Source organism: Sinomonas sp. RB5 (assembly GCF_054063535.1).
The window spans coordinates 270,129-293,315 of the sequence record NZ_JBSSGJ010000002.1 but is presented as its reverse complement, the minus strand read 5'-3'; the positions used below and the strand labels follow the sequence as shown (position 1 = coordinate 293,315).

22 protein-coding genes are annotated in these 23,187 nt (G+C 71.9%); 12 read left to right on the top strand and 10 right to left on the bottom strand.

Translation table 11 applies throughout. The annotated features are described in order from the left end of the window. Positions 1 to 8: 8 nt before the first annotated feature. The 11 genes from ACVWWH_RS04045 (at position 9) to ACVWWH_RS03995 (ending at position 10,051) form a co-directional block, all read left to right on the top strand. Positions 9 to 1,541, top strand: coding sequence for a lyase family protein (locus ACVWWH_RS04045; protein ID WP_457315711.1), 1,533 nt, complete (start codon positions 9 to 11; stop codon positions 1,539 to 1,541). A 47-nt stretch (positions 1,542 to 1,588) separates the two neighbouring features. Continuing rightward, positions 1,589 to 2,446 carry an alpha/beta fold hydrolase gene (locus ACVWWH_RS04040; RefSeq protein WP_457315710.1) on the top strand — a complete coding sequence of 286 codons (858 nt, stop codon included), beginning with the start codon at positions 1,589 to 1,591 and terminating at the stop codon, positions 2,444 to 2,446. Continuing rightward, complete coding sequence (gene pcaC / locus ACVWWH_RS04035; RefSeq protein ID WP_066501342.1) at positions 2,443 to 2,907, top strand: 4-carboxymuconolactone decarboxylase; 465 nt, start codon at positions 2,443 to 2,445, stop codon at positions 2,905 to 2,907. The genes ACVWWH_RS04040 and pcaC overlap by 4 nt, the downstream gene beginning before the upstream one ends. Then, positions 2,904 to 4,151: a thiolase family protein gene (locus tag ACVWWH_RS04030; RefSeq protein ID WP_457315709.1), complete on the top strand. Its 1,248-nt coding sequence runs from the start codon at positions 2,904 to 2,906 to the stop codon at positions 4,149 to 4,151. Before pcaC ends, ACVWWH_RS04030 begins: the two co-directional genes overlap by 4 nt. A gap of 13 nt (positions 4,152 to 4,164) precedes the next feature. Next, a complete protein-coding gene (locus ACVWWH_RS04025; protein ID WP_066501337.1) occupies positions 4,165 to 4,833 on the top strand; it encodes a 3-oxoacid CoA-transferase subunit A in 669 nt (222 codons plus the stop codon). 115 nt (positions 4,834 to 4,948) lie between these two features. Further along, positions 4,949 to 5,563, top strand: coding sequence for a 3-oxoacid CoA-transferase subunit B (locus ACVWWH_RS04020; RefSeq protein WP_457315836.1), 615 nt, complete (start codon positions 4,949 to 4,951; stop codon positions 5,561 to 5,563). A gap of 46 nt (positions 5,564 to 5,609) precedes the next feature. Continuing rightward, complete coding sequence (locus ACVWWH_RS04015) at positions 5,610 to 6,440, top strand: IclR family transcriptional regulator domain-containing protein (RefSeq protein ID WP_457315708.1); 831 nt, start codon at positions 5,610 to 5,612, stop codon at positions 6,438 to 6,440. 78 nt (positions 6,441 to 6,518) lie between these two features. Then, positions 6,519 to 7,979: a benzaldehyde dehydrogenase gene (locus ACVWWH_RS04010; RefSeq protein WP_457315707.1), complete on the top strand. Its 1,461-nt coding sequence runs from the start codon at positions 6,519 to 6,521 to the stop codon at positions 7,977 to 7,979. 103 nt (positions 7,980 to 8,082) lie between these two features. Continuing rightward, positions 8,083 to 8,259, top strand: coding sequence for a hypothetical protein (locus ACVWWH_RS04005; RefSeq protein WP_157089151.1), 177 nt, complete (start codon positions 8,083 to 8,085; stop codon positions 8,257 to 8,259). Next, positions 8,256 to 9,011 carry a cytochrome b N-terminal domain-containing protein gene (locus tag ACVWWH_RS04000; RefSeq protein ID WP_457315706.1) on the top strand — a complete coding sequence of 252 codons (756 nt, stop codon included), beginning with the start codon at positions 8,256 to 8,258 and terminating at the stop codon, positions 9,009 to 9,011. The genes ACVWWH_RS04005 and ACVWWH_RS04000 overlap by 4 nt, the downstream gene beginning before the upstream one ends. After that, complete coding sequence (locus ACVWWH_RS03995) at positions 9,008 to 10,051, top strand: hypothetical protein (protein WP_457315705.1); 1,044 nt, start codon at positions 9,008 to 9,010, stop codon at positions 10,049 to 10,051. The genes ACVWWH_RS04000 and ACVWWH_RS03995 overlap by 4 nt, the downstream gene beginning before the upstream one ends. Positions 10,052 to 10,165: 114 nt before the next feature. On the opposite strand, the gene ilvD is transcribed toward ACVWWH_RS03995, so the two are convergent. Further along, positions 10,166 to 12,055: a dihydroxy-acid dehydratase gene (ilvD, locus tag ACVWWH_RS03990; protein WP_457315704.1), complete on the bottom strand. Its 1,890-nt coding sequence runs from the start codon at positions 12,053 to 12,055 to the stop codon at positions 10,166 to 10,168. A 55-nt stretch (positions 12,056 to 12,110) separates the two neighbouring features. Between ilvD and ACVWWH_RS03985 the strand changes: the two genes are divergently transcribed. Then, positions 12,111 to 13,043 (top strand): helix-turn-helix transcriptional regulator, encoded by a 933-nt coding sequence (locus tag ACVWWH_RS03985; protein WP_229710853.1) that lies wholly within the window; start codon positions 12,111 to 12,113, stop codon positions 13,041 to 13,043. Here the strand turns inward: ACVWWH_RS03985 and ACVWWH_RS03980 are convergent. The 9 genes from ACVWWH_RS03980 to ACVWWH_RS03940 all read right to left on the bottom strand — a co-directional run bounded on the left by ACVWWH_RS03980 (position 13,006) and on the right by ACVWWH_RS03940 (position 23,165). After that, positions 13,006 to 14,763: a DUF222 domain-containing protein gene (locus ACVWWH_RS03980; protein WP_457315703.1), complete on the bottom strand. Its 1,758-nt coding sequence runs from the start codon at positions 14,761 to 14,763 to the stop codon at positions 13,006 to 13,008. The two genes, ACVWWH_RS03985 and ACVWWH_RS03980, sit on opposite strands and share 38 nt — an antisense overlap. A 48-nt stretch (positions 14,764 to 14,811) precedes the next feature. After that, entirely contained in the window at positions 14,812 to 15,492 is a 681-nt protein-coding gene (locus tag ACVWWH_RS03975) for a VOC family protein (protein WP_457315702.1), read from the bottom strand. A 53-nt stretch (positions 15,493 to 15,545) separates the two neighbouring features. Further along, entirely contained in the window at positions 15,546 to 16,346 is an 801-nt protein-coding gene (locus tag ACVWWH_RS03970; RefSeq protein WP_457315701.1) for an ANTAR domain-containing protein, read from the bottom strand. A 124-nt stretch (positions 16,347 to 16,470) separates the two neighbouring features. Then, complete coding sequence (locus ACVWWH_RS03965) at positions 16,471 to 18,057, bottom strand: aldehyde dehydrogenase family protein (RefSeq protein WP_457315700.1); 1,587 nt, start codon at positions 18,055 to 18,057, stop codon at positions 16,471 to 16,473. After that, the gene (locus ACVWWH_RS03960) at positions 18,054 to 18,776 is read right to left on the bottom strand and encodes an HD domain-containing protein (RefSeq protein WP_457315699.1); all 723 of its coding nucleotides are present in this window, start codon (positions 18,774 to 18,776) and stop codon (positions 18,054 to 18,056) included. The genes ACVWWH_RS03965 and ACVWWH_RS03960 overlap by 4 nt, the downstream gene beginning before the upstream one ends. Beyond that, positions 18,773 to 20,128: an NAD(P)/FAD-dependent oxidoreductase gene (locus ACVWWH_RS03955; RefSeq protein WP_457315698.1), complete on the bottom strand. Its 1,356-nt coding sequence runs from the start codon at positions 20,126 to 20,128 to the stop codon at positions 18,773 to 18,775. The genes ACVWWH_RS03960 and ACVWWH_RS03955 overlap by 4 nt, the downstream gene beginning before the upstream one ends. Before the next feature lies 1 nt (position 20,129). Beyond that, positions 20,130 to 20,453: a 2Fe-2S iron-sulfur cluster-binding protein gene (locus ACVWWH_RS03950; protein WP_307007438.1), complete on the bottom strand. Its 324-nt coding sequence runs from the start codon at positions 20,451 to 20,453 to the stop codon at positions 20,130 to 20,132. 44 nt (positions 20,454 to 20,497) lie between these two features. Next, positions 20,498 to 21,262: an SDR family NAD(P)-dependent oxidoreductase gene (locus ACVWWH_RS03945; RefSeq protein WP_457315697.1), complete on the bottom strand. Its 765-nt coding sequence runs from the start codon at positions 21,260 to 21,262 to the stop codon at positions 20,498 to 20,500. Continuing rightward, positions 21,255 to 23,165 carry a PEP-utilizing enzyme gene (locus ACVWWH_RS03940; protein WP_457315696.1) on the bottom strand — a complete coding sequence of 637 codons (1,911 nt, stop codon included), beginning with the start codon at positions 23,163 to 23,165 and terminating at the stop codon, positions 21,255 to 21,257. The genes ACVWWH_RS03945 and ACVWWH_RS03940 overlap by 8 nt, the downstream gene beginning before the upstream one ends. Between the last annotated feature and the right edge of the window lie 22 nt (positions 23,166 to 23,187).

Sequence of the window (23,187 nt, the reverse complement as noted above, 5' to 3'; positions counted from 1 at the left end):
ACGAAGCGATGACGGTTCCCGCCACCCCCGGGCCCACCGGTCCTGCGGCCAGCCCCTCGGGCCTCGACCCGGCCAGCCTCGATCCGGCCAGCCTCGACCCGGCCGACGTCGGCCTGCTCGCCCCCGTCTGGGCCTCGCCCTCCGTGGCGGCCCCCACGGGCGACGCCGCGCTGGCCGCCGCGATGGCCGATCTCGAGGCCTGCTGGGCCGAGGCGCTCGAGGCCGCCGGCCTCGCGGGCCGGGGCGCGGGCGCCGCGGTCCGCTCCGCGGTGCGGACCGCCGTCGGCTCGCCGGACGGGCCGCTCAGCGCCGCCCGGCTCGCCGAGGCGGGTCAGGGCGGCGGGAACCCCGTCATCCCCCTCGTGAAGGCGCTGCGGGCCGCCGTGGCGGACGCTGACCCGGACGGCCCCGGCAAGGGGGCCGTCCACCAGGGGCTCACGAGCCAGGACGTGCTCGACTCGGCGCTCCAGCTCGTGGCGCGGCGTGCCGTCGTGGCCGTCGCGGCCGACCTCGCCGGGGCCGCCGACGCGCTCGCGGACCTCGCGGCGCAGCACCGGGACACCCCCCAGGTGGCCCGGACGCTCGCGCAGCACTCGCTCCCCTCGAGCTTCGGGCTCAAGGCCGCCAACTGGCTCCAGGGCGTGGCCCATGCGGAGGCCCGGCTCGCCGAGCTGCGGTTCCCGGTCCAGTGCGGGGGAGCGGCGGGCACCAACGCCTCGCTCGTCGCGCTCGGCGCCGAGCCCGCCACGCTGGCGGCCGACTGGGCGCGCCGCGCGGGCCTGGACGCGGCCGTGGCGCCGTGGCAGTCCTTCCGCGGGCCGGTCACCGACCTCGCCCACGCCCTCGCCGCCGCCTGCACGGCCGCGGGGCACGTGGCCAACGACGTCATGCTCCTCTCGCGCCCCGAGATCGGCGAGCTGGGCGAGCCGCTCGCCGCCGGGCGCGGCGTCTCCTCGGCGATGCCGCAGAAGCAGAACCCGGCCCTCTCCACCCTCATCCGCTCCGCCGCGCTCCAGGCCCCCGCGCACGCCGCGCAGGTCGAGCTCGCCGCGGCCCTGTCCGAGGACGAGCGCACGGGCGGGGCCTGGCACACCGAATGGCCCGCCCTGCGCACCCTGCTTCGCCTGACCTCGGGGGCGGCCGCCGCGCTGCGCGAGCTCGCGGAGGGCCTGCGGGTCTTCCCCGAGCGCATGCGGGCCAACCTCGCGCTCTCCGGCCCCCTGCTGACCAGCGAGCGGATCATGCTCGAGCTCGCCCCCGTCGCCGACGGCGGCCGCGAGGGCGTCCAGTCCGCCGTCGACGCCGCGATCGGCGCCGCGAGGGACGGCGCCGGCCCCGACGAGCAGGCGAGGGTCCTGCGCGAGGCGCTGCGCGGCGTCGTGCGCCTGGACCAGGTGAGCGAGGAGCGCCTCGACGAGCTGCTCGACCCGGCCGGCTACCGCGGCGACGCCGCCGGAATCGTGGACCGCATCCTCGCCGACTATGAGGCCACCGTGGCCCAGCGCCGCGAACCGCTGCGGGGACAGCTCCCACGAGTCTGAACCCGCACCACGACATCCACCACAGACCTGAGGGAAAGGACGAGCACGTGAGCGTGCCCAAGATCAAGGCCGTCCGGCTGAGCCCGCGCGAGCAGTTCGGGGAGAAGGAGCTCGTGGTCCTCGGGCCCTCGCTCGGGACCTCGACCGTGATGTGGGACGACGCCGCGCGCCTCCTCGGCGAGGACTACGACATCCTCGGCTGGGACCTCCCGGGCCACGGCATCTCGCCCGCCGCCGAGCCGGACACCGAGTTCAGCGTCGGCGAGCTCGCGGACGCCGTCGTGGCCCTGGTCGACTCGATCCTCCCCGCCCAGGACGGCCACCCCGTCCGCTTCCACTACGCCGGCGATTCCGTCGGCGGGGCCACGGGCGCGGAGCTGGCGCTGCGGCACCCGGACCGCCTCCTGAGCCTCGCGATGTTCTGCTCGTCGGCCCGCTTCAACGGCGCCGAGGGCTACGCCGAGCGCGCCGACCAGGTCGCGAAGCAGGGCACGGCCGTCCGCCTGCAGGCCTCCGCGGAGATCTGGTTCGCCCCCGGCTTCCTCGGCTCCCACCCGACCCAGTCCTCGCGCCTGCTCCATACCCTGCGCGACGCCGACCGGTTCGGCTACGCGGCGGTCTGCCGCGCGATCGCCGCCTATGACGTCCGCGACCGCTTCGGCGAGATCGCCGTGCCGTTCCTCGCCGTGGCCGGCGAATTCGACTCCGTCTGCCCGATCGCCGATGCCCGGTGGATGGCCGAGCACGCCCAGGACGGCACCGCCGTCGAGATCCCGGGCGTCGCGCACATCGCCCCGACCGAGAACCCCGCCCTCGTCGCGGACCTGCTCCGCGGGCACTTCGCCGCAGCGGCCCGCAAGCCCAGCGGCGTGGACGGATCCGGAGCCGGGCAGGAGGCGCGATGAGCCACCAGCAGGCCGGCGAGAACTGGGTCCCGCAGGAGCAGGCCGGGGCCGTCCAGCCGGACGCGACCCAGCGCGAGCTGTACGACGGCGGCATGGCCGTGCGCCGCGAGGTCCTCTCCGACGAGCACGTGGACCGGGCCAACGCGAACACCACCGAGTTCACCGCCGAATTCCAGAACATGATCACCCGCATCGCCTGGGGCGGCATCTGGACCCGCCCCGGCCTCAGCCGCCAGATGCGCTCTGTGGCCGTGCTCACGGCCATGATCGCGCACGGGCACTGGGACGAGTTCGCGATGCACGTCCGCGCGGCCCTGCGCAACGGGCTCACCCGCGACGAGATCAAGGAGGTGATCCTGCAGAGCGCCATCTACTGCGGGGTCCCCTCGGCCAACACCGCCTTCAAGGTAGCCCAGAACACTCTCGACCAGATTGATGCCAGCAAGGATTCGAACTCATGACTGACGCCTTCGTCTACGACGCCATCCGCACCCCGTTCGGCAAGTTCGGCAGCGGCCTCGCCGGCGTGCGCCCCGACGACCTCGCGGCCCACATGGTCCGCTCGATCGTTGACCGCGCGCCCGGCCTGACCCCCGAGGCACTCGAGGGCAGCGACGGCGAGCCCGGTGCGATCGACGAGGTCATCTTCGGCAACGCCAACGGCGCCGGCGAGGAGAACCGCAACGTGGCCCGCATGGCCACCCTCCTCGCGGGCCTGCCCGTCTCCATCCCCGGCACCACGGTGAACCGGCTGTGCGGCTCGTCCCTCGACGCCGCGATGATCGCCTCCCGCCAGATCCAGGTGGGCGACGCCGACGTCATGCTCGTGGGCGGCGTCGAGTCCATGTCCCGCGCGCCCTGGGTCCTGCCCAAGACCGAGAAGCCCTACCCGGCCGGGGACATGACCCTCGCCTCGACCACGCTCGGCTGGCGGCTCGTGAACCCGACCATGCCCGCCGAGTGGACGGTCTCCCTCGGCGAGGCCACCGAGCAGCTGCGCGAGCGCTTCTCGATCGGCCGCGACCGCCAGGACGAGTTCGCCGCCCGCTCGCACACCCTCGCCGACGCCGCGTGGAACGCCGGCTTCTACGACGACCTCGTGGTCCCGGTGCCCGGCACCGACCTGACCCGCGACGAGGGCATCCGCCCCGGCTCCTCCGCCGAGAAGCTCGCCGGGCTCAAGACCGTGTTCCGCAAGGACAACGGCGACCGCTCGGGCTCGACCGCGGGCGGCACCGTCACCGCCGGCAACGCCTCCCCGCTCTCCGACGGCGCCTCCGCCGTGCTGCTCGGCTCCGAGGCCGCCGCGGGCACGCTGGGCCTCGAGCCCATCGCCCGCATCGCCGGCCGCGGTGCCGCCGCCAACGAGCCGCAGTACTTCGGCTTCGCGCCCGTCGAGGCCGCGAACCGGGCCCTCGCCAAGGCGGGGATCGGCTGGGACGAGGTGGGCGCCGTCGAACTCAACGAGGCCTTCGCCGCCCAGTCCCTCGCCTGCGTGGACGCGTGGAAGATCGACCCCGAGATCGTCAACCAGCACGGCGGCGCGATCGCGATGGGCCACCCCCTCGGCGCGTCGGGCGGCCGCATCCTCGGCACGCTCGCCCGCTCGCTCCAGCGCAGCGGACAGCGGTGGGGCGTTGCGGCCATCTGCATCGGCGTGGGCCAGGGCCTCGCCGTGGTGCTCGAGAACGTTTCGGCGAAGTAAGGAAGGGCCGTCAGTGGCACACACCCTCGAATTCAAGGACACCGCCGCGGAGGCGGTGGCAGCCGTCCAGGACGGCTCGACCGTGATGATCGGCGGGTTCGGCAACGCCGGGCAGCCGTTCGAGCTCATCGATGCGCTGCTCGCCAGCGGCGCCAAGGAGCTCACCGTGGTCAACAACAACGCCGGCCAGGCCGATGAGGGCCTCGCGCTCCTCATCAAGGAAGGCCGCGTGAAGAAGATGATCTGCTCCTTCCCGCGGCAGAGCGACTCGTGGCACTTCGACGCCAAGTACCGCGCCGGGGAGATCGAGCTCGAGCTCGTCCCGCAGGGCAACCTCGCCGAGCGCATCCGCGCCGCCGGTGCCGGGATCGGCGGCTTCTTCACCCCCACCGGCTACGGCACCATGCTCGCCGAGGGGAAGGAGACGCGCTTCCTCGACGGCAAGTGGCAGGTCTTCGAGACCCCGATCCACGCCGACGTGGCCCTCATCAAGGCGCTCAAGGCGGACGGCAAGGGCAACCTCGTCTACCGCAAGACGGCCCGGAACTTCGGCCCGATCATGGCCGCCGCCGCGAAGCACACCGTGGTGCAGGTCTCCGAGGTCGTGCCGGTGGGCGGCCTCGATCCGGAGAACGTGATCACTCCGGGCATCTACGTCAACACGATCGTGAAGGTGGGCTGAACGCATGGGCGAGCAGACGACGTCGGGCATCACCTCGGCGGGCACCGCTTCGGGCACCGAGCCGGAGACCAGCACCGTGCCCCAGAGCAGCGACGCACCCCTGGGCCGCGACGACATGGCGAAGCTGGTCGCGAAGGACATCGAGCCGGGCTCGTTCGTGAACCTCGGCATCGGCCAGCCGACCAACGTGTCCAACTACCTCACCGAGGAGCAGGACGTCACGCTGCATACCGAGAACGGCATGCTCGGGATGGGTCCCGTCGCGGTCGGCGACCAGATCGACCAGGACCTCATCAACGCCGGCAAGATCCCGGTGACCGAGCTTCCGGGGGCGAGCTACTTCCACCACGCCGACTCGTTCGCGATCATGCGCGGCGGGCACCTCGACGTGTGCGTGCTCGGCGCGTTCCAGGTCTCCGCCACGGGTGACCTCGCGAACTGGCACACCGGTGCCCCGGACGCGATCCCGGCCGTGGGCGGCGCCATGGACCTCGCCACGGGGGCCAAGGACGTCTACGTGATGATGACCCTGCTGACCAAGGACGGGAAGTCCAAGCTCGTCCCCGAACTGACCTACCCTGTGACCGGCGTGGGCCGCGTGACCCGGGTGTACACGGAGAAGGCCGTCTTCCTCATCACGCAGGAGGGCGTGCGCGTCCGCGAGACGTTCGGCATCAGCTTCGAGGACCTCCAGGACCTCGTCGACGTGCCGCTGCTGCCCGCCGCCTGAGTACACACAGCCTGGGCACACGCAGCCCGAGAGCAGAGGGGAACCTGTGGCCGAGCTTCCGGTGGTTGAGCGGAGCGACGCGGAGTCGAAACCGGGCGACGCGTTCGTGCAGTCACTCGCGCGCGGGCTCGCCGTGGTCCGCGCGTTCGACGCCGAGCACCAGGAGATGACCCTCTCCGAGGTCGCCGCGCGGACGGCGCTCACGCGGGCCACGGCCCGCCGGTTCCTCCACACGCTCGTCGAGCTGGGGTACGTGCGCACGGACGGGCGGACCTTCTCGCTCACCCCGCTCGTGCTCCAGCTCGGCTACGCGTACCTCTCGGGCCAGCGGCTGCCCGAGCTCGCCCAGCCCATCCTCGAGGAGCTCTCGCACCGGCACGGGGAGTCGACCTCCCTCGCGATCCTCGACGGCACCGACATCGTCTACCTGGCCCGGATCCACACCCGCCGGATCATCTCGGTGGGCATCTCGCCGGGCACGCGGTTCCCCGCGCATGCGACGTCGATGGGCCGGGTCCTGCTCGCCGCCCTCACTCCGGCCGAGCTCGCCGCCTACTTCGCCCGCGCCGAGCTTGCCCCGCTCACGCCGCGCACCCTCACCTCGCGCGAGGCGATCGAGGCCGAGGTGGGCCGGGTGCGCGAGGCGGGGTACGCCGTCGTCGACCAGGAGCTCGAGGTGGGCCTGCGCTCGCTCGCCGTCCCGGTCCTCGGGGCGGACGGGCGCACGGTCGCGGCGATCAACATGGCCCTCTCCGCGCGGATCGACGGCGACGGCCGGGATGCCGGCCGCGACGCCGAGGTCGCGCGCCTCGTGCCCGAGCTGCAGGCGGCGGCCGCCTCGATCGCCGAGGCCGCGCGCGCGGTGGGGGCCGCCTGACGGCTCGTTATGCACCGGGGCTCGTTCAGCGCCCCCAGCTCGTTCAGTGACATGTGAGTGATCAAGGAGGACACGGCAATGGCACTTCTCGATGACGTCGCCCTGTGGGGCGGCAAGGTGAACATCGGTGGCTGGACGGAGGCGGCGGGCGGGACGCAGGACGTCACCGAGCCCGCCACCGGGGCCACGCTCGGCTCGGTGGGGACCGCTTCGCGCGAGGACGTCTACCGGGCGGCGCGGGTTGCCGCCGAGGCGCAGCGCGCGTGGGCGGCGAAGAAGCCCGAGGAGCGCGCCGCGGTGCTGCGGCGGGCCGGCCAGCTGTGGGAGGACCACGCCGCGGAGGTCCAGGACTGGATCGTCCGGGAGTCCGGCGGCATCCCGCCCAAGGCGCAGCTCGAGACGCACATCGCCGCGAACGAGTGCTACGAGGCCGCGGCCCTGCCCTCGCACCCGCACGGGGAGGTCCTGACCTCGGACGAGGACCGGTGGTCCTTCGCGCGGCGGCGGCCGGTCGGCGTCGTGAGCGTGATCGCACCGTTCAACTTCCCCCTCATCCTCTCCATCCGCTCGGTCGCGCCCGCCCTCGCGCTCGGCAACGCGGTGCTGCTCAAGCCGGACCCCCGCACCGCGGTGTGCGGCGGCGTGGCCCTCATGCGCGTCTTCGAGGAGGCCGGCCTGCCCGCCGGCGTGCTCTCGCTCCTGCCCGGCGGCGCCGAGACCGGCCAGGCCGTGGTGGAGGCCCCCGAGGTGCGGGTGGTCTCCTTCACCGGCTCCACGGCGGCCGGCCGGAAGGTCGGCGAGACCGCGGCGCGGCTGCTCAAGCGCGCGCACCTCGAGCTCGGCGGCAACAACGCCCTGATCGTGCTCCCGGGCGCCGACCTGGCCAAGGCCGCGTCCGCGGGCGCCTTCGGATCCTTCATGCACCAGGGCCAGATCTGCATGACCACCGGCCGGCACTTCGTCCACGAGACGGTGTACGAGGACTACGTCGCCGCCCTCGCCGAGAAGGCCGAGCACCTCCCCGTGGGCGATCCCGCCACGGGGCAGGTGGCGCTCGGCCCCATCATCGACGAGCGGCAGCGCGACCGCATCCACGGCATCGTCGAGGCCTCGGTGGCCCAGGGCGGGCGGCTCGCGGCCGGCGGCAGCTTCGAGGGGCTGTTCTACCGGCCCACCGTCCTGGCCGACCTCGACCTGGACAACCCCGCCTTCGCCGACGAGATCTTCGGCCCGGTGGCGCCCGTGACGAGGTTCACGAGCGTGGACGAGGTGGTGGACCTGGTCAACGCCAACGAGTACGGGCTGTCCGTGGGCATCCTGGGCGACGTCGGCACGGCGATGCAGATCGCCGACCGCGTGCACTCCGGCAAGGTCCACATCAACGAGCAGACCGTCTCGGACGAGGCCAACGCCCCCTTCGGCGGCGTGGGCGCCTCCGGGACCGGCGCCCGCTTCGGCGGGGCCACGGCCAACATGGACGCCTTCACCGAGGTGCAGTGGCTCACCATGCGCCCGGAGATCGCGCCGTACCCGTTCTGAGTCCGTTGTGGGTCCTGTGAGTTCGCCGGGAATCCGGGCTGATCTGGGAGTACAGGCACAAAGTCTCTAGGTACGCCCGGCCGCGGGGGCGGACGGTAATGGCGTGGACACGCCATTGACCGCCCTCGCGGGCGCCCTCCGTCTCCAGGCGGCCGGCATCTATCTCGGCTGGGGTTCCTTCACGGTCCAACTCGGGAACCTCATCGTCATCCTCGCGATGATCGCGCTGTTCGTCGCAGCGCTCTTCCTGCCGTTCCCCGGGGGGAGGGACAAGCGGTGACCGCCCAGCCCTCGCAGCCGGAGCCCGGCGGCCGGATCGTCAACTGGACCGGACGCTTCCGGGGCTGGGGACTGCGGACCCTGCCACCGGACAAGCTCCTCCCCGAGACCCAGCCCAGCTACGTCGCCTCGTGGATCTACGTGTTCGGGATGGCCGCCATCGCGGCGCTCGCCTACGTGGTCATCTCGGGGCTGGTCCTCGCGCTCAACGGGCCCTCGTGGTACCACGTGTCCGCGTTCGGCCACTTCGTCAACAGCACCCACCTGTGGTCGGTCGAGCTGTTCTTCATGACGATGGTCATCCACCTCTGGGGCAAGTTCTGGATGGCGTCGTGGCGCGGCGGCCGCACCCTCACTTGGATCACGGGCGTCCTGGCGTTCGTCGTCTCGATCGTCACGGCGTTCACCGGGTACCTCCTCCAGACGAATTTCGATTCACAGTGGATCGCCTTCCAGGCGAAGGACGCCCTCAACGCCGTGGGGGTCGGCGCGTGGTTCAACGTGGCGAACCTCGGCCAGGTCCTGATGTGGCACATCGTGCTGCTGCCGCTCGCCGTGGGCGCCGTCGTGGTGCTCCACGTGCTCCTCGTGCGCGTGCACGGGGTGGCCCCGCCGCTCGAGGCCGCCGAGACCGACGCCCAGCTCGGCGGCTCCCAGCTCAGCGGCTCACAGCTCGGCGGCTCCCAGCTCAGCGGGATGCAGGCCGCGGACGCGGAGGCGGCTCCTCGGGCCACCGAGGGCGGTCCGGCATGACGACCATGTCCCGCCCGCCTGCTGCGGGCCCTGAGCGCCACGGCCAGTCCCGCTCCCGCCAGCCGCGCTCCCGCCAGCCACGGGACCTCGACCGCCGGCACGATCTCGAGGGCCGGCGCGATCTCGACCGGAGGCCCTGGCGCGGGGCCGTCCGCGAGTACGACCTCGTCAAGGAGCTCGTCTACGCGCTCGTCGTCGTCGGGGTGCTGACTCTGGGGCTCGCGGCGGTGGTCGGGTCCCCGGACGACGCCCCGGTGACGCTGGCCTCGTGGGCTGGCGCGGCGCCGTCGGACTTCGTGGCGACGGCCACGGCCGAGCTCGGGGGGACCAGCGACACCGCCCAGTACGGGCCGCCGTACAACGCCACCCAGGGCGTGAGCCAGACCCTCGGCCCGATCGACCTGCAGAGCCTCTCGGGGGTCCGCCTGCCGATCGACACCGCGCAGGACCTCGTGGTGGCGCCCCTCGCGGCGCTGCCCCAGCCGCCCTCGGCGCTCTCCGCGTGGACCGGTGCCACCGACAAGCAGCGCGCCGACTGGACCGCCGCGTACTCGGACGCCCTCACCAAGGCGCCCGACGGCGATCCCAGCAAGGTCGCGCCCGGCAACTACGGCCCGGTGCCCGCTCTGACCAGCTCACTCCTGGGCATGGCCCGCTCGGGCGCCCTCGACCGGGTCCTCGACGGCGGGACTGGGAGCGGGACTGCCGCCGGCCTCGACCGCACCCGGACCGAGCTGCTCCTCGGCGACGGCACCTACTTCAAGGGCCTGGCAGCAGACCAGCACCTCACGGGCGACCAGTGGGGCATGATGAACGAGACCGGCAACTACCCCGGGCAGTCGTGGCTGTGGCTCTACTCCTTCTGGTACCAGATCCCGCCGTTCAACGGGCTCGCCAACGCGGACCTCGTGGTCACCGGGATCATGGTGGTCCTGACCCTTGCGCTGATGTTCCTGCCCTTCATCCCGGGCCTGCGGTCGATTCCCCGGATCATCCCGCTCCACCGGCTCATCTGGCGGGACTACTACCGGCGGCGCTGAGCCGGGCGTGGGCGTGCGCGGGCCCAGCGGCGTGCAGAACGACACAACTCAGGCGGCCCAGGCCCCGTTTCGGGGGCAGGAGCCGCCTGAGTTGTGTCGAAGTGCCCGGGCTTCTCAGCCGATGGGCTGGGCCTGCGGCGAAGTGAGGCGGGTGAGCGCGTCGATGTCCCGCACCGCGCCCTTGTCCGCCGAGGTGGCCATGGCCGCGTAGGCGCGCAGGGCCGCGGAGACGGCACGCTCACGGTTCACCGGGTGGTAGCCGGTCGTGGCCTCGAGCCGCTCGCACCGGGCGTCGAGCTCCGAGGCGTCGACCACGAGCTCCATCGAGCGGTTCGGGATGTCGATGCGGATCAGGTCCCCGTCCTCGACGAGGGCGATCGTGCCGCCCGAGGCCGCCTCCGGCGAGATGTGCCCGATCGAGAGGCCCGAGGTGCCGCCGGAGAAGCGGCCGTCCGTGATGAGCGCGCACTTCTTGCCCAGGCCGCGGCCCTTGAGGAACGAGGTCGGGTAGAGCATCTCCTGCATGCCCGGGCCGCCCTTGGGGCCCTCGTAGCGGATCACCACGACGTCGCCCTCCTTGACCGTCTTGTTGAGGATCTTCTCGACGGCCTCCTCCTGCGACTCGCACACCACGGCAGGGCCCTCGAAGGTCCAGATCGACTCGTCCACGCCAGCGGTCTTCACCACGGCACCGTCCACCGCAACGTTGCCGCGCAGCACCGCGAGGCCGCCGTCCTTCGAGTACGCGTGCTCGACCGAGCGGATGCAGCCGCCCTCGGCGTCCGTGTCGAGCGAGGTCCACTCGTTCGACTGCGAGAACGCGGTCGAGGAGCGCTGGCCGCCCGGGGCCGCGTGCCAGAGCTGCTGGGCCTCCTCGGTGGCCTTGCCGCCGCGGATGTCCCACGCGTCGAGCCACGAGGCGAGGTCGGGGGAGTGGACCGAGCGCACGTCCGTGTGCAGGAGGCCGCCGCGGTTGAGCTCGCCCAGCAGCGCCGGGATGCCGCCGGCGCGGTGCACGTCCTCCATGTAGTACGTCTTGTCCTTGGCCACGTTCGGGGCGACCTTGGCCAGGCACGGGACCTTGCGGGACTTCGCGTCGATCTCGGCCAGGCCGTACTCGACGCCGGCCTCCTGCGCGGCCGCGAGCAGGTGCAGGATCGTGTTGGTCGAGCCGCCCATGGCGATGTCCAGGGCCATGGCGTTGTCGAACGCCTGCGCGGTGGCGATGGACCGCGGGAGGACGGAGTCGTCGTCGTCCTCGTAGTAGCGCTTGGCGAGGTCGACGGCGGTGGCGCCCGCCCGCTCGTAGAGCGCCTTGCGTGCGGTGTGGGTCGCGAGGACGGAACCGTTGCCGGGGAGCGAGAGGCCGATCGCCTCGGTGAGGCAGTTCATCGAGTTGGCCGTGAACATGCCGGAGCAGGAGCCGCAGGTGGGGCAGGCGTTCTGCTCGATGAGGTCGATGTCGGCGTCCGAGATGGACTCGTCCACGGCGTCCGAGATCGCGTTGACGAGGTCGAGGGAGCGGACCGAGCCGTCGGTGAGGGTCACGCGGCCGGCCTCCATGGGGCCGCCGGAGACGAAGACCGTGGGGATGTTCAGGCGCAGGGCGGCCATGAGCATCCCGGGGGTGATCTTGTCGCAGTTGGAGATGCACACGAGGGCGTCGGCGCAGTGGGCGTTGACCATGTACTCGACCGAGTCGGCGATGAGGTCGCGGGAGGGCAGCGAGTAGAGCATGCCGCCGTGGCCCATGGCGATGCCGTCGTCCACGGCGATGGTGTTGAACTCGCGGGCGATGGCGCCGGCAGCGTGGATCGCCTCGGAGACGATGCGGCCCACCGGCTGCAGGTGCGTGTGGCCGGGGACGAACTCGGTGAACGAGTTGGCCACGGCGATGATCGGCTTCCCGATGTCCGAGTTGGCGACGCCGGAGGCGCGCATCAGCGCGCGGGCGCCGGCCATGTTGCGGCCATGGGTGACGGTACGAGAGCGAAGAGCTGGCATTGGACTAGAACACCACGCGCGCGCGACGGGCTGCCAGACGGCAGCGATACTAGTAGTGAAACTGCTAGCGTTCGAGGAGGCCTCCCTGGACACCGCCACGCCCGCCGAGACGCGCCGCAAGGAGCTGGGCGCCTTCCTCCGCTCCCGCCGGGAGCGGGCCGTGCGGGCCGACTACGACCTGCCGCCCGTGGGCCGGGGCCGCACCGTGGGGCTGCGGCGCGAGGAGGTCGCCTTCCTCTCCGGCGTCTCGGTCACCTGGTACACGTGGCTCGAGCAGGGCCGGGACATCCACCCGTCCCGCCAGGTGCTCGACGCCGTGGCCGTGAACCTGCGCCTCAGCGCCCCCGAGCACGACTACATCCTGGGCCTCAGCGGATTCGCGCCGGCGCCCCGCGAGGTCCCCGGCACCCCGGAGCCCGTTCCCGAGCACGTCCAGCACCTGCTCGATGCGCTGGATCCCTCGCCGGCCTTCGCGGTGACCTCGACCTGGGACATCGGTGCGTGGAACAGCGGGTATGAGGCGCTTTTCCCGGGCATCGCCACCGTGCCCGCCCGCGACAGGAACCTCCTGCGCCTGACCTTCACCGACCCCTACGTGCGGGGCATGCTGCCCGACTGGGAGGTCACGGTGCGCAGCTTCCTGGCCGACTACCGCGCGGAGGCCGGTTCGCACGCGGACCGGGCCGCGCACGTCGAGCTCGTGACGCGCCTGCGCGAGGACTCCGCGGACTTCGCCCGAGCCTGGGACGACCACGAGGTGCGCCGCTTCGCCTCCCGCGCCCGGACCTTCCTCCATCCCGTGGCCGGGCGGCTGGACTTCGAGCAGCACCAGCTCGTGCCCGCGGATGCCCCGACGCTGCACATCGTGGCCTACCTTCCCGCGCCCGGCTCCGACACGGGGGAGCGAATGGCCCGGCTCGTGGGCAGCGGGACAGATCGCAGGGCTGGGCTCAGAACGGTGGCGGATCCTCGCGGTACGGGTGGGTGATGTAGCGGCGTCCTGAGGGCGCGGTCCACTCGAGAGTGCCCGGGGGCTCGGGGCTGGGTGGTGACGCTTGGCTGCGCGGTGACGCTCGGCTCGGCGCCCGCTCGTGAGGCGGTGCAGCCGTAGCGGCCGGCGACTTTGTGCCAAGCACCTCCGTGTCCGTTCCGAGGTGCCGGACCGTCCAGAGGCCGAGGCTCTTGAGGCGGTGGTGCTCGGGGCACAGGAGGGCAAGGTTGCGGACGTCGGTCTGGCCGCCCTCGTGCCATTCGACCGTGTGGTCGACCTCCGTGGCGGCCGAGGGCTTGTCGCACCCGGGGAAGCGGCACGTCGCATCGCGCACCGTGAGGAACCGCCGCATGGCTGCGGTGGGTGCATAGCGGATGCGGCCGATCGACAGCGGCGCTCCGTCCCGGGCACTCACGAGCAGCCGCGTCCAGGTCGAGGCCTGCGCTGCGAGGCGCCGTGTGGTGTCGGGGTCGATGGGGCCGTAGCCGAGGATCTCGCCGGGTGCGTCGCCGGTGCCGTCGACGGTCGACGCCGGTGCGGTCACCACGAGCTGCAGGCGCACGCCACCGAGCGGCGCGCCGCCGGTGGCTGGGGTGCCGCTGAGCTGCCGCCCCGGGTCGTCCAGCAGGAGGTCGGTCAGGACGTCGGCGCGGAGCTGGTTGACGGTGCGTGCCTCGGCGGGCGACTGCAGCGAACGCGCGATCGCCGCGAGGCGCGTGTCGACCACCGCTCCCACTTCGAGGGGGAGGAGCGCCGTGAGGTAGCACATGCCGTCGCCCACCGGAGTCACCTCCACACGGCGGTCCGTGACGGCCTTGGCCCTGCGCGCCGCGAGGGGCTCCTCGCAGTAGTCCTCCGCGAGGCGTCGCAGGCGCTGACCCAAGGCGGGAAGGGTGGGCCGGCGGTCCGGGTCCTCGGGGGCGGCGATGGCGGTGGCCGCCGCTGCGAAATTCTCCAGGCGCGCGGACGGGACCGGAATGGCGGCGTCGAGCACGGTCGCCGCACGCTGCCGCGTCAGACGCCCGGCCCGCATGGCGGCGAGCACCGGGGCCAGGGCGGGATCGGCGAGGGCGCGGGCTTCCTCGACCCTCGCCCGCGCGGTCCGCTGGGACACGCGGAGTGCTGCGGCAATTTCGGAGGCCGCGAGGGCTGGGGCCTCGAGGCGCCGTTGGAGATCCCCTGACCGCTCGTGGATCTGCACGAGCTCGGCCATGAGTCGGGCGCGCTGTGCATCCAGGCGCGCCTGATCGACCTCGGTCTCCTCGATGGCCCGCACGATCTCCGCCGCATGCTCGAGGCGGAGCGCCCGCGCGGCGCCTTCGAGGTCGTCGTCACGGCGAGGGGCGGGGATGCCGACGGCCTCCCACTCGCCCGCGCTGATGGTCCAAGGCTCAAGCGCGGCTGGGTCAAGCAGTGTTGAGCCGGTCTCCGCTGCCTCCAAGGGGCGCCCCTCGGACAGATGCGGCGCGACGAGCGCCAGGACCGCTGGGGCTAGGGAATCCGGCTCGATCTCTCCTGCCCCGAGGCCCTCCACGAGGGTGAGGTAGTCGTCGATGACCGGGAGGGAGGCCCTGCCCTCGGGGCTCAGCGGGTCGACGAAGCCGTACTCCTCGTACTCCTTGGTGAGCAGCTCGTCATCGGGAGGAAGACCGTCGAGGCTGACTGCCGGGGACGCTCCCACGCCCCGCTGCCTCCCGACCCCGCCCGTCGTCCCCATGTAGCCATTTTAGAATATAGTTACGATAATTACTAGAGTAATCCGAAACTAGATTCGGATAATATCCGAATGGATCGTAATGCCGGGAGCGGGCTCCAGCGATCCCGCGGCCTTCCCGACGATGTGCACCGAGAGGCTCGTGCTCCCGCTCGGCACCGCCGTCGGGAACCAGTGCCGACCGGGGGCGACGAGGATGAGGAGGCCTTCGACGTTCCCGATGGGCCGGAAATCGGATGTTCCGGTGCCATAGGCCTCGATGCCGAACGCTGCCTCGGCCCGAGCTGCGACCGCCGGGACGTCCCCGACTGGAACCCCGACTTCGCTGATGGCGAGGACGTGCTCCGGACGGAACGGCCCGGTGCGGTCATCGGCGATGTCCCGGCGGATGATGAACTCGAGGATGTTGCCGTCGGCGTCCTCGAAGTAGAGCGAGTGCGCGTTCCAGTGCGGGGACGTCTCGAAGTCGTCTCTGCCCTCGGAATCGCGCAGGAGGGGCACCCGTTCGGAGATCCAGCGCTTGGCGGTGTCGAACATGAGCCGCGGAATGGTGAACGCGAGGTGCTGCCTGCCCGGGCCCGGACCGCCTTCGCGCAGAACCAGCCGCGAAGCGCCCGCCTGCACCGTCAAGGCGCCGTCCCCGTAGCGGGTGGGTAGCCCCAGAACCGCGCCGTAGAACGACTCGGCCCGGCCCAGATCGTCCGTGTCGAAGGCGACCGAGATGATGCGCATGGGAACCACCCAACAGGCTCAAGCGACCTTGAGGTCAAGGGCCGCCCGGCCTGTCAGGTGAAGATGGTCTTCGGGTCCTCGCTGCCGTAGCGGGACAGGATCAGCGCGGCGACGTCGCGCAGCTTCTGGTTGCGGTTCATCGAGGCGGTCTTGAGGACCTGGATGGCCTCGTCCGCCGTGCAGTTGGACTGCGCCATGATGACGCCGGCCGCGAGGTTGATCGCGGTGCGCGACTCGAGGGCGGACTCGAGGTCCGACACCCGATCGGTCTCGCGCGCGAAGCGCACGGCGAGGTGCACCGAGCGGGACGCCAGGGAGGCGAGCTCCTCGGCACGCGCGCGGAGCTCGTCGGGGAAGCCGTCAGGCTTGGCCGAGTAGCAGTTGAGGGCGGCCTCGGCGTCGGCGGAGGTGGGCAGCGGGATCGGCGTCGCGAAGACCGAGCGGAGCGGGGCCCCGGCCACGGCGGCCCGATAGCGCGGATACCGGGTGGTCACGCTGAGGTCGGGAACATAGACCGTGCGGCCCGTGGCCACGGCTTCGGAGCACGGGCCCTCGCCGCTCGCGTACTGCAGCTCGTCCATGACGTCCGCGGCCGGGTCGCTGCTGCCCACCGTGGCCCGACGCCCGTGCCGGCCCACCGTGACGCTGCACGTGACCGTGCCTGGAACGGTGGGGTCCTTCGAGAGGTCGTGGGCAGCGACGACGGCGACGCGCGCCAGGAACGTCGCGAGGTCAACGCTCCCGAGGAACAGGTCGAGGAGCTCGTCCTCCTGCGCCCGGGCCAGTACAGCTTCCGGCACCTGTCCGGCGGCCAATGCAGCGTCCGGACCCTGTCCGGCGATGGTCTCGTCCATGCTGGGTCAGCCTCCTTGCGCGGGGCCCTCACGATGGCCCCGTATGGTGCGATCCCAAGCCTACGCCGTTCCACCCATCGGGAGGGGGCCGGGCCCGAGATGACGGGCCCGCGGCCCCTTCCGTCTACCGCGCCTTCCGGTGGATCGACTTGTAGGTCAGGTACGCGCCCAGGCCCTCGATCCCGTACTCCGTCCCGAGGCCGGAATCGTGCCGGCCGCCGAACGGCGCCGCGTGGTTCGAGGCGAAGAAGTTGATGCCGATCGAGCCGGTGTCCACCCGGTCTGCGACGGCCAGGGCCGCCTCGGGATCGGAGGAGAACACGAGCCCGCCCAGCCCGAACTCGGTGTTGTTCGCCAGCGCCACGGCCTCGTCGGCCCCACGACCCGGCCCCGCGTCGCTGTACTTCAGGATGGTCAGCACCGGGCCGAAGATCTCCTCCCGGGCTACCCGCATGGACGGGGTGACGTCGGCGAAGACGGTCGGCTCCACGAAGTACCCGCCCTCGAGTCCGCTTCCGGCCGCGAACGACGCCGCCCTGCCGCCCGCCACGGCCCGCGCGCCTTCCGCGAGGCCCGACTCGACGTACCCCATGACCGTGTCGAACTGGGACTTCGTGGCGCTCGGCCCGAACACGGTCGCGGGGTCGAGCGGGTCGCCCTGCGGCGCCGCCGCGATGACCGACGCGGCCATGTCCACCACCTCGGCGTACCGCGAGGCCGGCGCGAGGATCCGCGTGGAGATGTAGCAGGTCTGGCCGGTGTTGCGCATCGAGGACCGGATCAGCACCTTCGACATCGCGTCCAGGTCCGCATCCGGCAGCACGATCGCGCTCGACTTCCCGCCGAGCTCGAGCGTCACGGGCCGCAGCAGCTCCCCGCACGCGGCGGCGATACGCCGGCCCACCGGCGTCGACCCCGTGAACGCGACCTTGTCCACACCCGGGTGCTTCACGAGCACGTCCCCCATCCGGCCCGACCCCGTCACGAGGTTCACGACGCCGGCCGGCACCCCCGCCGCTGCGACCGCGTCGACGATGAACCGGATCGACAGCGGCGTGGGCGAGGCGGGCTTGATCACCACGGTGCAGCCCGCCAGCAGCGCCGGGGCGAGCTTGATGACCACGAGGTTGATCGGGAAGTTCCACGGCGCGATCAGCGCGCACACGCCGACCGGGTCGCGCCGCACCACGGACTCCTGGCCCCGGGCGAAGGGGAACGGACGGACGTCCTCGCGCTCGAGGTACTCGGCCAGCGTGGCGAAGTAGCGGAAGATCCCGGCCGCGTTCGCCGCCGCCCCGCGCGTCTCGGTGATCGGCGAGCCGTTCTCGCGCGTGTTCGTCTGCGCGAGGGCCTCGGCGCGGGCCTCGATCTCGTCCGCGATCCTCAGCAGGTACGCCGCGCGCTCGGAGGGCGAGAGGCGGGGCCAGGGGCCGGCGTCGAACGCCCGGCGCGCGGCGGCGACGGCGGCGTCGACGTCCTCCGCCGACCCGTCCGGCACCGATCCCCAGGCCTCGCCCGTCGCGGGATCGGTGACGGGGTTGCGGCCGGTCGCCTGCGCGGGGACGTAGGCGCCGTCGATGAACACGTCGTCCACGCGGGTGTACGGCAGGGAGAGGGCGGCGCGGCGCGCCCGGGCGTCGGGGCCGGAGGCGGACGACGCCGGCCGCTCGCCTCCCGCGGTCGTGGCACCGGTGTGGGTGGGGACAGTCATCGGAGCACTCCCGTCTGGAGCAGCGCGTTGGAGCGCGCGAGGTCTGCGGTGGCCATCTCGACGGCCGCGGCGGTGATGAGCTCGGGAACGATCTCGGCCGCGAGCCGGTCGGCGTACGTGGACGGGTCCATCTTGAACCACGAGGACGCGAGGGCGATCCCCGCGCGGTCGAAGCGCCAGAGCCGGTCGGCGTCCCGCATGAGGGCGTCCTCGAGGGAATAGGCCACGTGGCGGGTGTCGTGGCCCTCGATGATCGCGGTGACGCGCTCGACGAACTCCTCCGAATAGCCGAGCCCGGGCAGCACCTCGCGGGCCACGAGGCAGCCCTGGTGCTCGTGCTCGTACCGGATCTGGGCCTTGCGCCAGTCCCCGGTGAAGCCCTCGGAGAGGATGCGGGACTCGTCCACGCGGGCCCAGCCGGTGTCGTGCAGGAGGGTCGCGACGAGCACGAGCTCGCGGTCGGCGCCCGGGTACGCGTCGCACAGCCGCTCGGCGTAGGCCACCGAGATGGGCAGGTGGATGTCGTTGCCGCGGGTGCGGGTGTACCGGACCACGGCCTTCCACAGCGGGTCGAGCCGGCCGCCGGGGCCCGCGGTCCCTGGCGTCTCGCAGATGGGCCGCGTGTCCACGGGCCCCTCGGCGGGGACGGGCCGCACGGGGTAGGCGGCGGCGAACGCGCCCGCGCGGGCGGCGTCGATCTCGAGGGTGTTCTCGGTCATCGGGTTCCTCCCGCGGCGACGGCGGTGGCGAGCGGGATGGCCAGGGTCTTCAGCTGCACGTCCGCGGCGGCGGCCTGGACCGCCTCGGCCGGGATGTTCTGGCCCTTGGCGAGGGCGTTCTTGACGGCCATGAAGTCCAGCGGAGCGTTGACGCAGTCGGCGGCGATGATCCGGCCCGCGCGGTAATAGAGCACGGAGAACTTGCCGCGCTCGTCGTCCCGGCGCACCACGGTCTGGTCGAAGCCCATGGACAGGCCCGCGATCTGGAGCTTGAGGTCGGCCTGGTTCGACCAGAACCAGGGGATGCCCGCGTACTCCTCGCGCCGGCCCATGAGCGAGTAGGCCGCGACCTTTGCGTGCTCGATCGCGTTGTTGACGCTCTCGAGGCGGATGCGCTCGCCGGCGGGGGAGCCGGGCACGGGGTTGGGCATGTTCGCGCAGTCGCCCACGGCCACGGTGGTGCCGTCCGAGGCGAGCGCGTACTGGTCCACGACGATTCCGTTGTCCACCGTCAGGCCCATCTGCTCGGCCAGCTCGGTGTTGGGGACGACGCCGATGCCCACGAGCACGATCTGCGCGGGGATGACCTCGGTTTCCGTGCCCTCGCCCGCGGCGAGCTCGACGCCGGCGACCGCAGGAGCGCCGTCGTGCGCGGAAGCCGTTCCGCCGTTGCCCGGCACGAAGCGGGTGATCTTCGCGCCGAGGCGGATGTCGAGGCCGCGGGCGCGGTGGGCGTCGAGGAAGAACTGCGCGGTCTCCTCGCCCACGGCGCGGCCCACGAGCCGCGGGCCGGCCTCGAGGACCACCACGTTCTTGCCCATCTTCTTCAGGCTCGAGGCAGCCTCGAGGCCGATGAAGCCCCCGCCCACCACCACGACGTCCGTCGCGCTGCCCACGAGGGCTTTCAGCGCCAGGGCGTCGTCGGCGTTGCGGAGATAGACGACGCGGGCCAGGTCGCCGCCGTCGATCGCGAGCTTCCGCGCCCGCGCACCCACGGTGAGCGCCAGGCGCTTGAACGGGAAGCTGGAGCCGGAGGCGGCGATCGCGACCCCGGACCCATCAGGATTCTTGCGGATCTCCGTGATCCGCTCGTCCTTGACGAGGGTGACGTGATGCTCGTCCCAGTACTCGTTGGAGCGGAAGATGAGCGACTCGTTGCCCACCTCGCCCTGGAGCCACTCCTTGGAGAGGGCCGGGCGCTGGTAGGGGCGGTGGTTCTCCTCGCCGAGGAGCGTGATGTGCTCCTCGAAGCCGAGGGCGCGGAGCGAGATGGCCAGCTGGATGCCGGACTGGCTCGCGCCGATGATCAGCAGGCCGGTGGGCTCTGCGGTGGGTGCGTCTGGGGCGGTCATCTCACACCTGGGTTTCCGGGGTGGTCACGTACAGGTCCATCCCGTCCGTGAGCTTGAGCTGGCAGGACAGGCGCGAGTTCTCCTCGCGGTCCACGGCCGTGCCGTAGAGCATCTCGTCCTCCATGGGCTCGATGGGCGGGAGCTCGTCGAGGCAGTCCTCGCGGACGAACACGTGGCACGTGGCGCAGGAGAGCGAGCCGCCGCACTCGGCGACGATGCCCGGCACGCCGTTGCGCACGGCGGTTTCCATGACGGAGTCGCCAGGGCGTCCCTCGATGTCCCGGACGGTGCCCTCCGCGTCGGTGTAGTGGACGGTGGTGGTCATTGGGGTGCTCTCCTGAGAATCGGTGTCAGGGTGGTCTAAAGGGTTCAGATGAATTGCCGGCCGCCGTCGACCACGAGGGTCTGGCCGGTCATGTAGGAGGAGTCGGGGCTCGCGAGGAACATGGCGGCGCCCACGATGTCCTCGGGCTGGCTGGCCCGCTTGATCGCGCCGCGGTCCACGCCGTACGTGGCGGCGTTCTCCATGAGCCCGTAGCTGGCCTCGGTGAGCGTGAAGCCGGGGGCGATCGCGTTGACCGTCACCCCGCGCTTGCCGAGCTCCTTGGCCAGGACCCGGGTGAGGGCCACGACGCCGCCCTTGGACGCCACGTAGTGGGCCCACTGCTCGGAGCCGGAGTAGATCGTGGCGCTCGAGAGGTTGATGACGCGGCCGCCGTCGCCCAGGTACGGGCTGGCCGCGCGGGTCACGAGCCACGGGCCCTTGAGGTTGACGCCCATCACGAGGTCCCACTCGGCCGGGTCGATCTCCTCGAACGGGCTGCGGGTCACCGTCGCGTAGATCGCGGCGTTGTTGACGACGACGTCGATCCCGCCGCCGCCGAACTCGGCCGCTTCCGCGGCCATCGCCTCGGTGGACGCGACGTCGGTGACGTCGACCTTGAGGGCGAGGGCCTCGGAGCCCTGGCTGCGCAGGAGCTGCGCGGTCTCCTCGGCGCCGGCGGCGTTCACGTCCGCGACGGCCACCTTGTAGCCGCGTGAGGCGAAGCCGAGGGCGAAGGCCCGGCCCAGGCCCCCGGCCGCGCCCGTGATGAGCGCGAGCCGGGGGGACTGGGGTGCGGTCTGCTCAGGCATGCGCCGGCTCCTGGCTGTGCTCGTGACCTGACTCGCCGTGCGCGTGGCTGTGCGCGCCGGGCCCGGAGACGGTGGCGGCGGGGGCGCCGTCGAGGATCTCCACGGTGCCCTTCGTGCCGTCCACGCGGAGCATCTGGCCCGTGCGGATGGTCGTGGAGCCCGAGCCGGTGCCGGTCACGGCGGGGAGGCCGTACTCGCGGCACACGATGGCGGCGTGGCTCATCATGCCGCCGATGTCCGTGACGGTCGCGGCGATCTTGCCGAAGATCGGGCCCCAGGACGGCGCCGTGACGGTGGCGACGAGGATCTCGCCCTGCTGGACCTCGGAGAGCTGGTCCGCGTCGGTGACCACGCGGGCCGGGCCCTCGACCACGCCGGGGGAGGCCGCCATGCCGCGCAGGCCGCCGCCCTCCACGGCCTCACCTTCGCCGAGCCACTGCTGCACCTGCTCGGTGGTGATGCCCCAGAGCATGCGGGTGAACGGCTCGGTGATGGAGGCCGGCGGGGTGTTGAGCGCGGGCTGGGGCCGGGCGGTCTTGAGCGCGTCCACAATGACGCGGCGGCGCTCGATCTCCTCGGGCCAGTAGCTCGGGCCGATCGGCTCGGAGGCGCCCACGCCCCACCAGGTCACGAGGTCGAACAGTGCGTCGCGGACCTCGTTGCGGCCCAGGTAGAGGAGGTCGTCCGGCTGGGTCCAGAAGCCCTCGGCGTGGAACACTCGGGAGAGCTCGCGGATCTTGCGCCAGAAGACGCCCATGGTCCAGTGCTCGATGTAGAAGTTGTGGTTCTCCACGTACGGGTAGCACTGGGCGGCCAGGCCGCGCTTGGCGTCGAACGCGGCGAGGTTGTCGCCCTCGAGCAGCTCGCGGTACTCCTCGACGATCCGCTCCTTCTCGGCGATGAGCGCCTCGACCGGGCGGAGGATCTCCTGCCCCGCGTCCAGCCGGGCGATGTAGTCCTTGATGTAGTTGAGCGGTATCTCGGGGTGCTCGTTCCAGTACTTGTCGTGGCCGTAGAAGCCGTTGCCCACGGTGAAGTTGAACCAGGGCTCGTGCGCTTCCTCCCAGCGCTGGATCCAGTGGTCACCCCCGGCGGAGGCGCGGATCGCGCCCAAGGTGGCGTCGGCGTCGTCCGCGTTCTCGAAGGCGGACTGGATGCCGAGTTCGACGGCGAGGGCGGCGAGGCCCTTGAGCTCGTCGTCGGGGCGGAACAGCTCCATGTCCACGCCCTGCACCATCGTCGCGATGGACTGGTCCGGGATGTTCGGGAAGACCTGCTTGCAGAAGTTGAAGAAGTCCAGGTAGGCGATGTACCCGAGGTTGAGGAACTCGAAGTGGTACTGCCAGTTCTGGTAGGCGAGCTGGATGAGGCGGTCGTAGTTGTCGAGGAGGACCTCGGAGCCGTCCTTGGCCTTGCCCGAGTGGATGTCCTCGATGGGGACGATGGCCGGGGGCTTGGCGAAGGTGATCTTCTCCATCTCGTCGATGGTGCCCTTGACCTTGGTGTGCCACTGCTCGAGAAGGCGCGGCCAGTTCTGGAAGTAGTAGCCCACGCGCTCCTCGAAGGCCGGCACGCGCGCGGCGATCTGGTCCTCCGGCACGGGGATGGGGCTCATGTAGAGGTAGCCGAGGTGGATGCGGAACTCGATCCCGTTGGCGTTGGGGATCATGAGGTGGCGGGCGTTGTACTGGCCCAGGCACTTGACCGCGAACTCGCCGCCGATCGTCTCGAACGGCTTGAAGACGGTGGGCCAGTGCTGGCTGTCGCAGAACCAGAACTTGGCGTCCTCCTGCTCCTTGAGCTTGTCCTGGAACACGAGGTAGTAGGGGTACAGCTTCTCCCAGCCCTCGGCTCCGGCGGGGACCGGGAGCTCGGACGGCTTCGGGAAGGACTTCATCGACATTGGTGTGTCCTGTGCTTGTTCG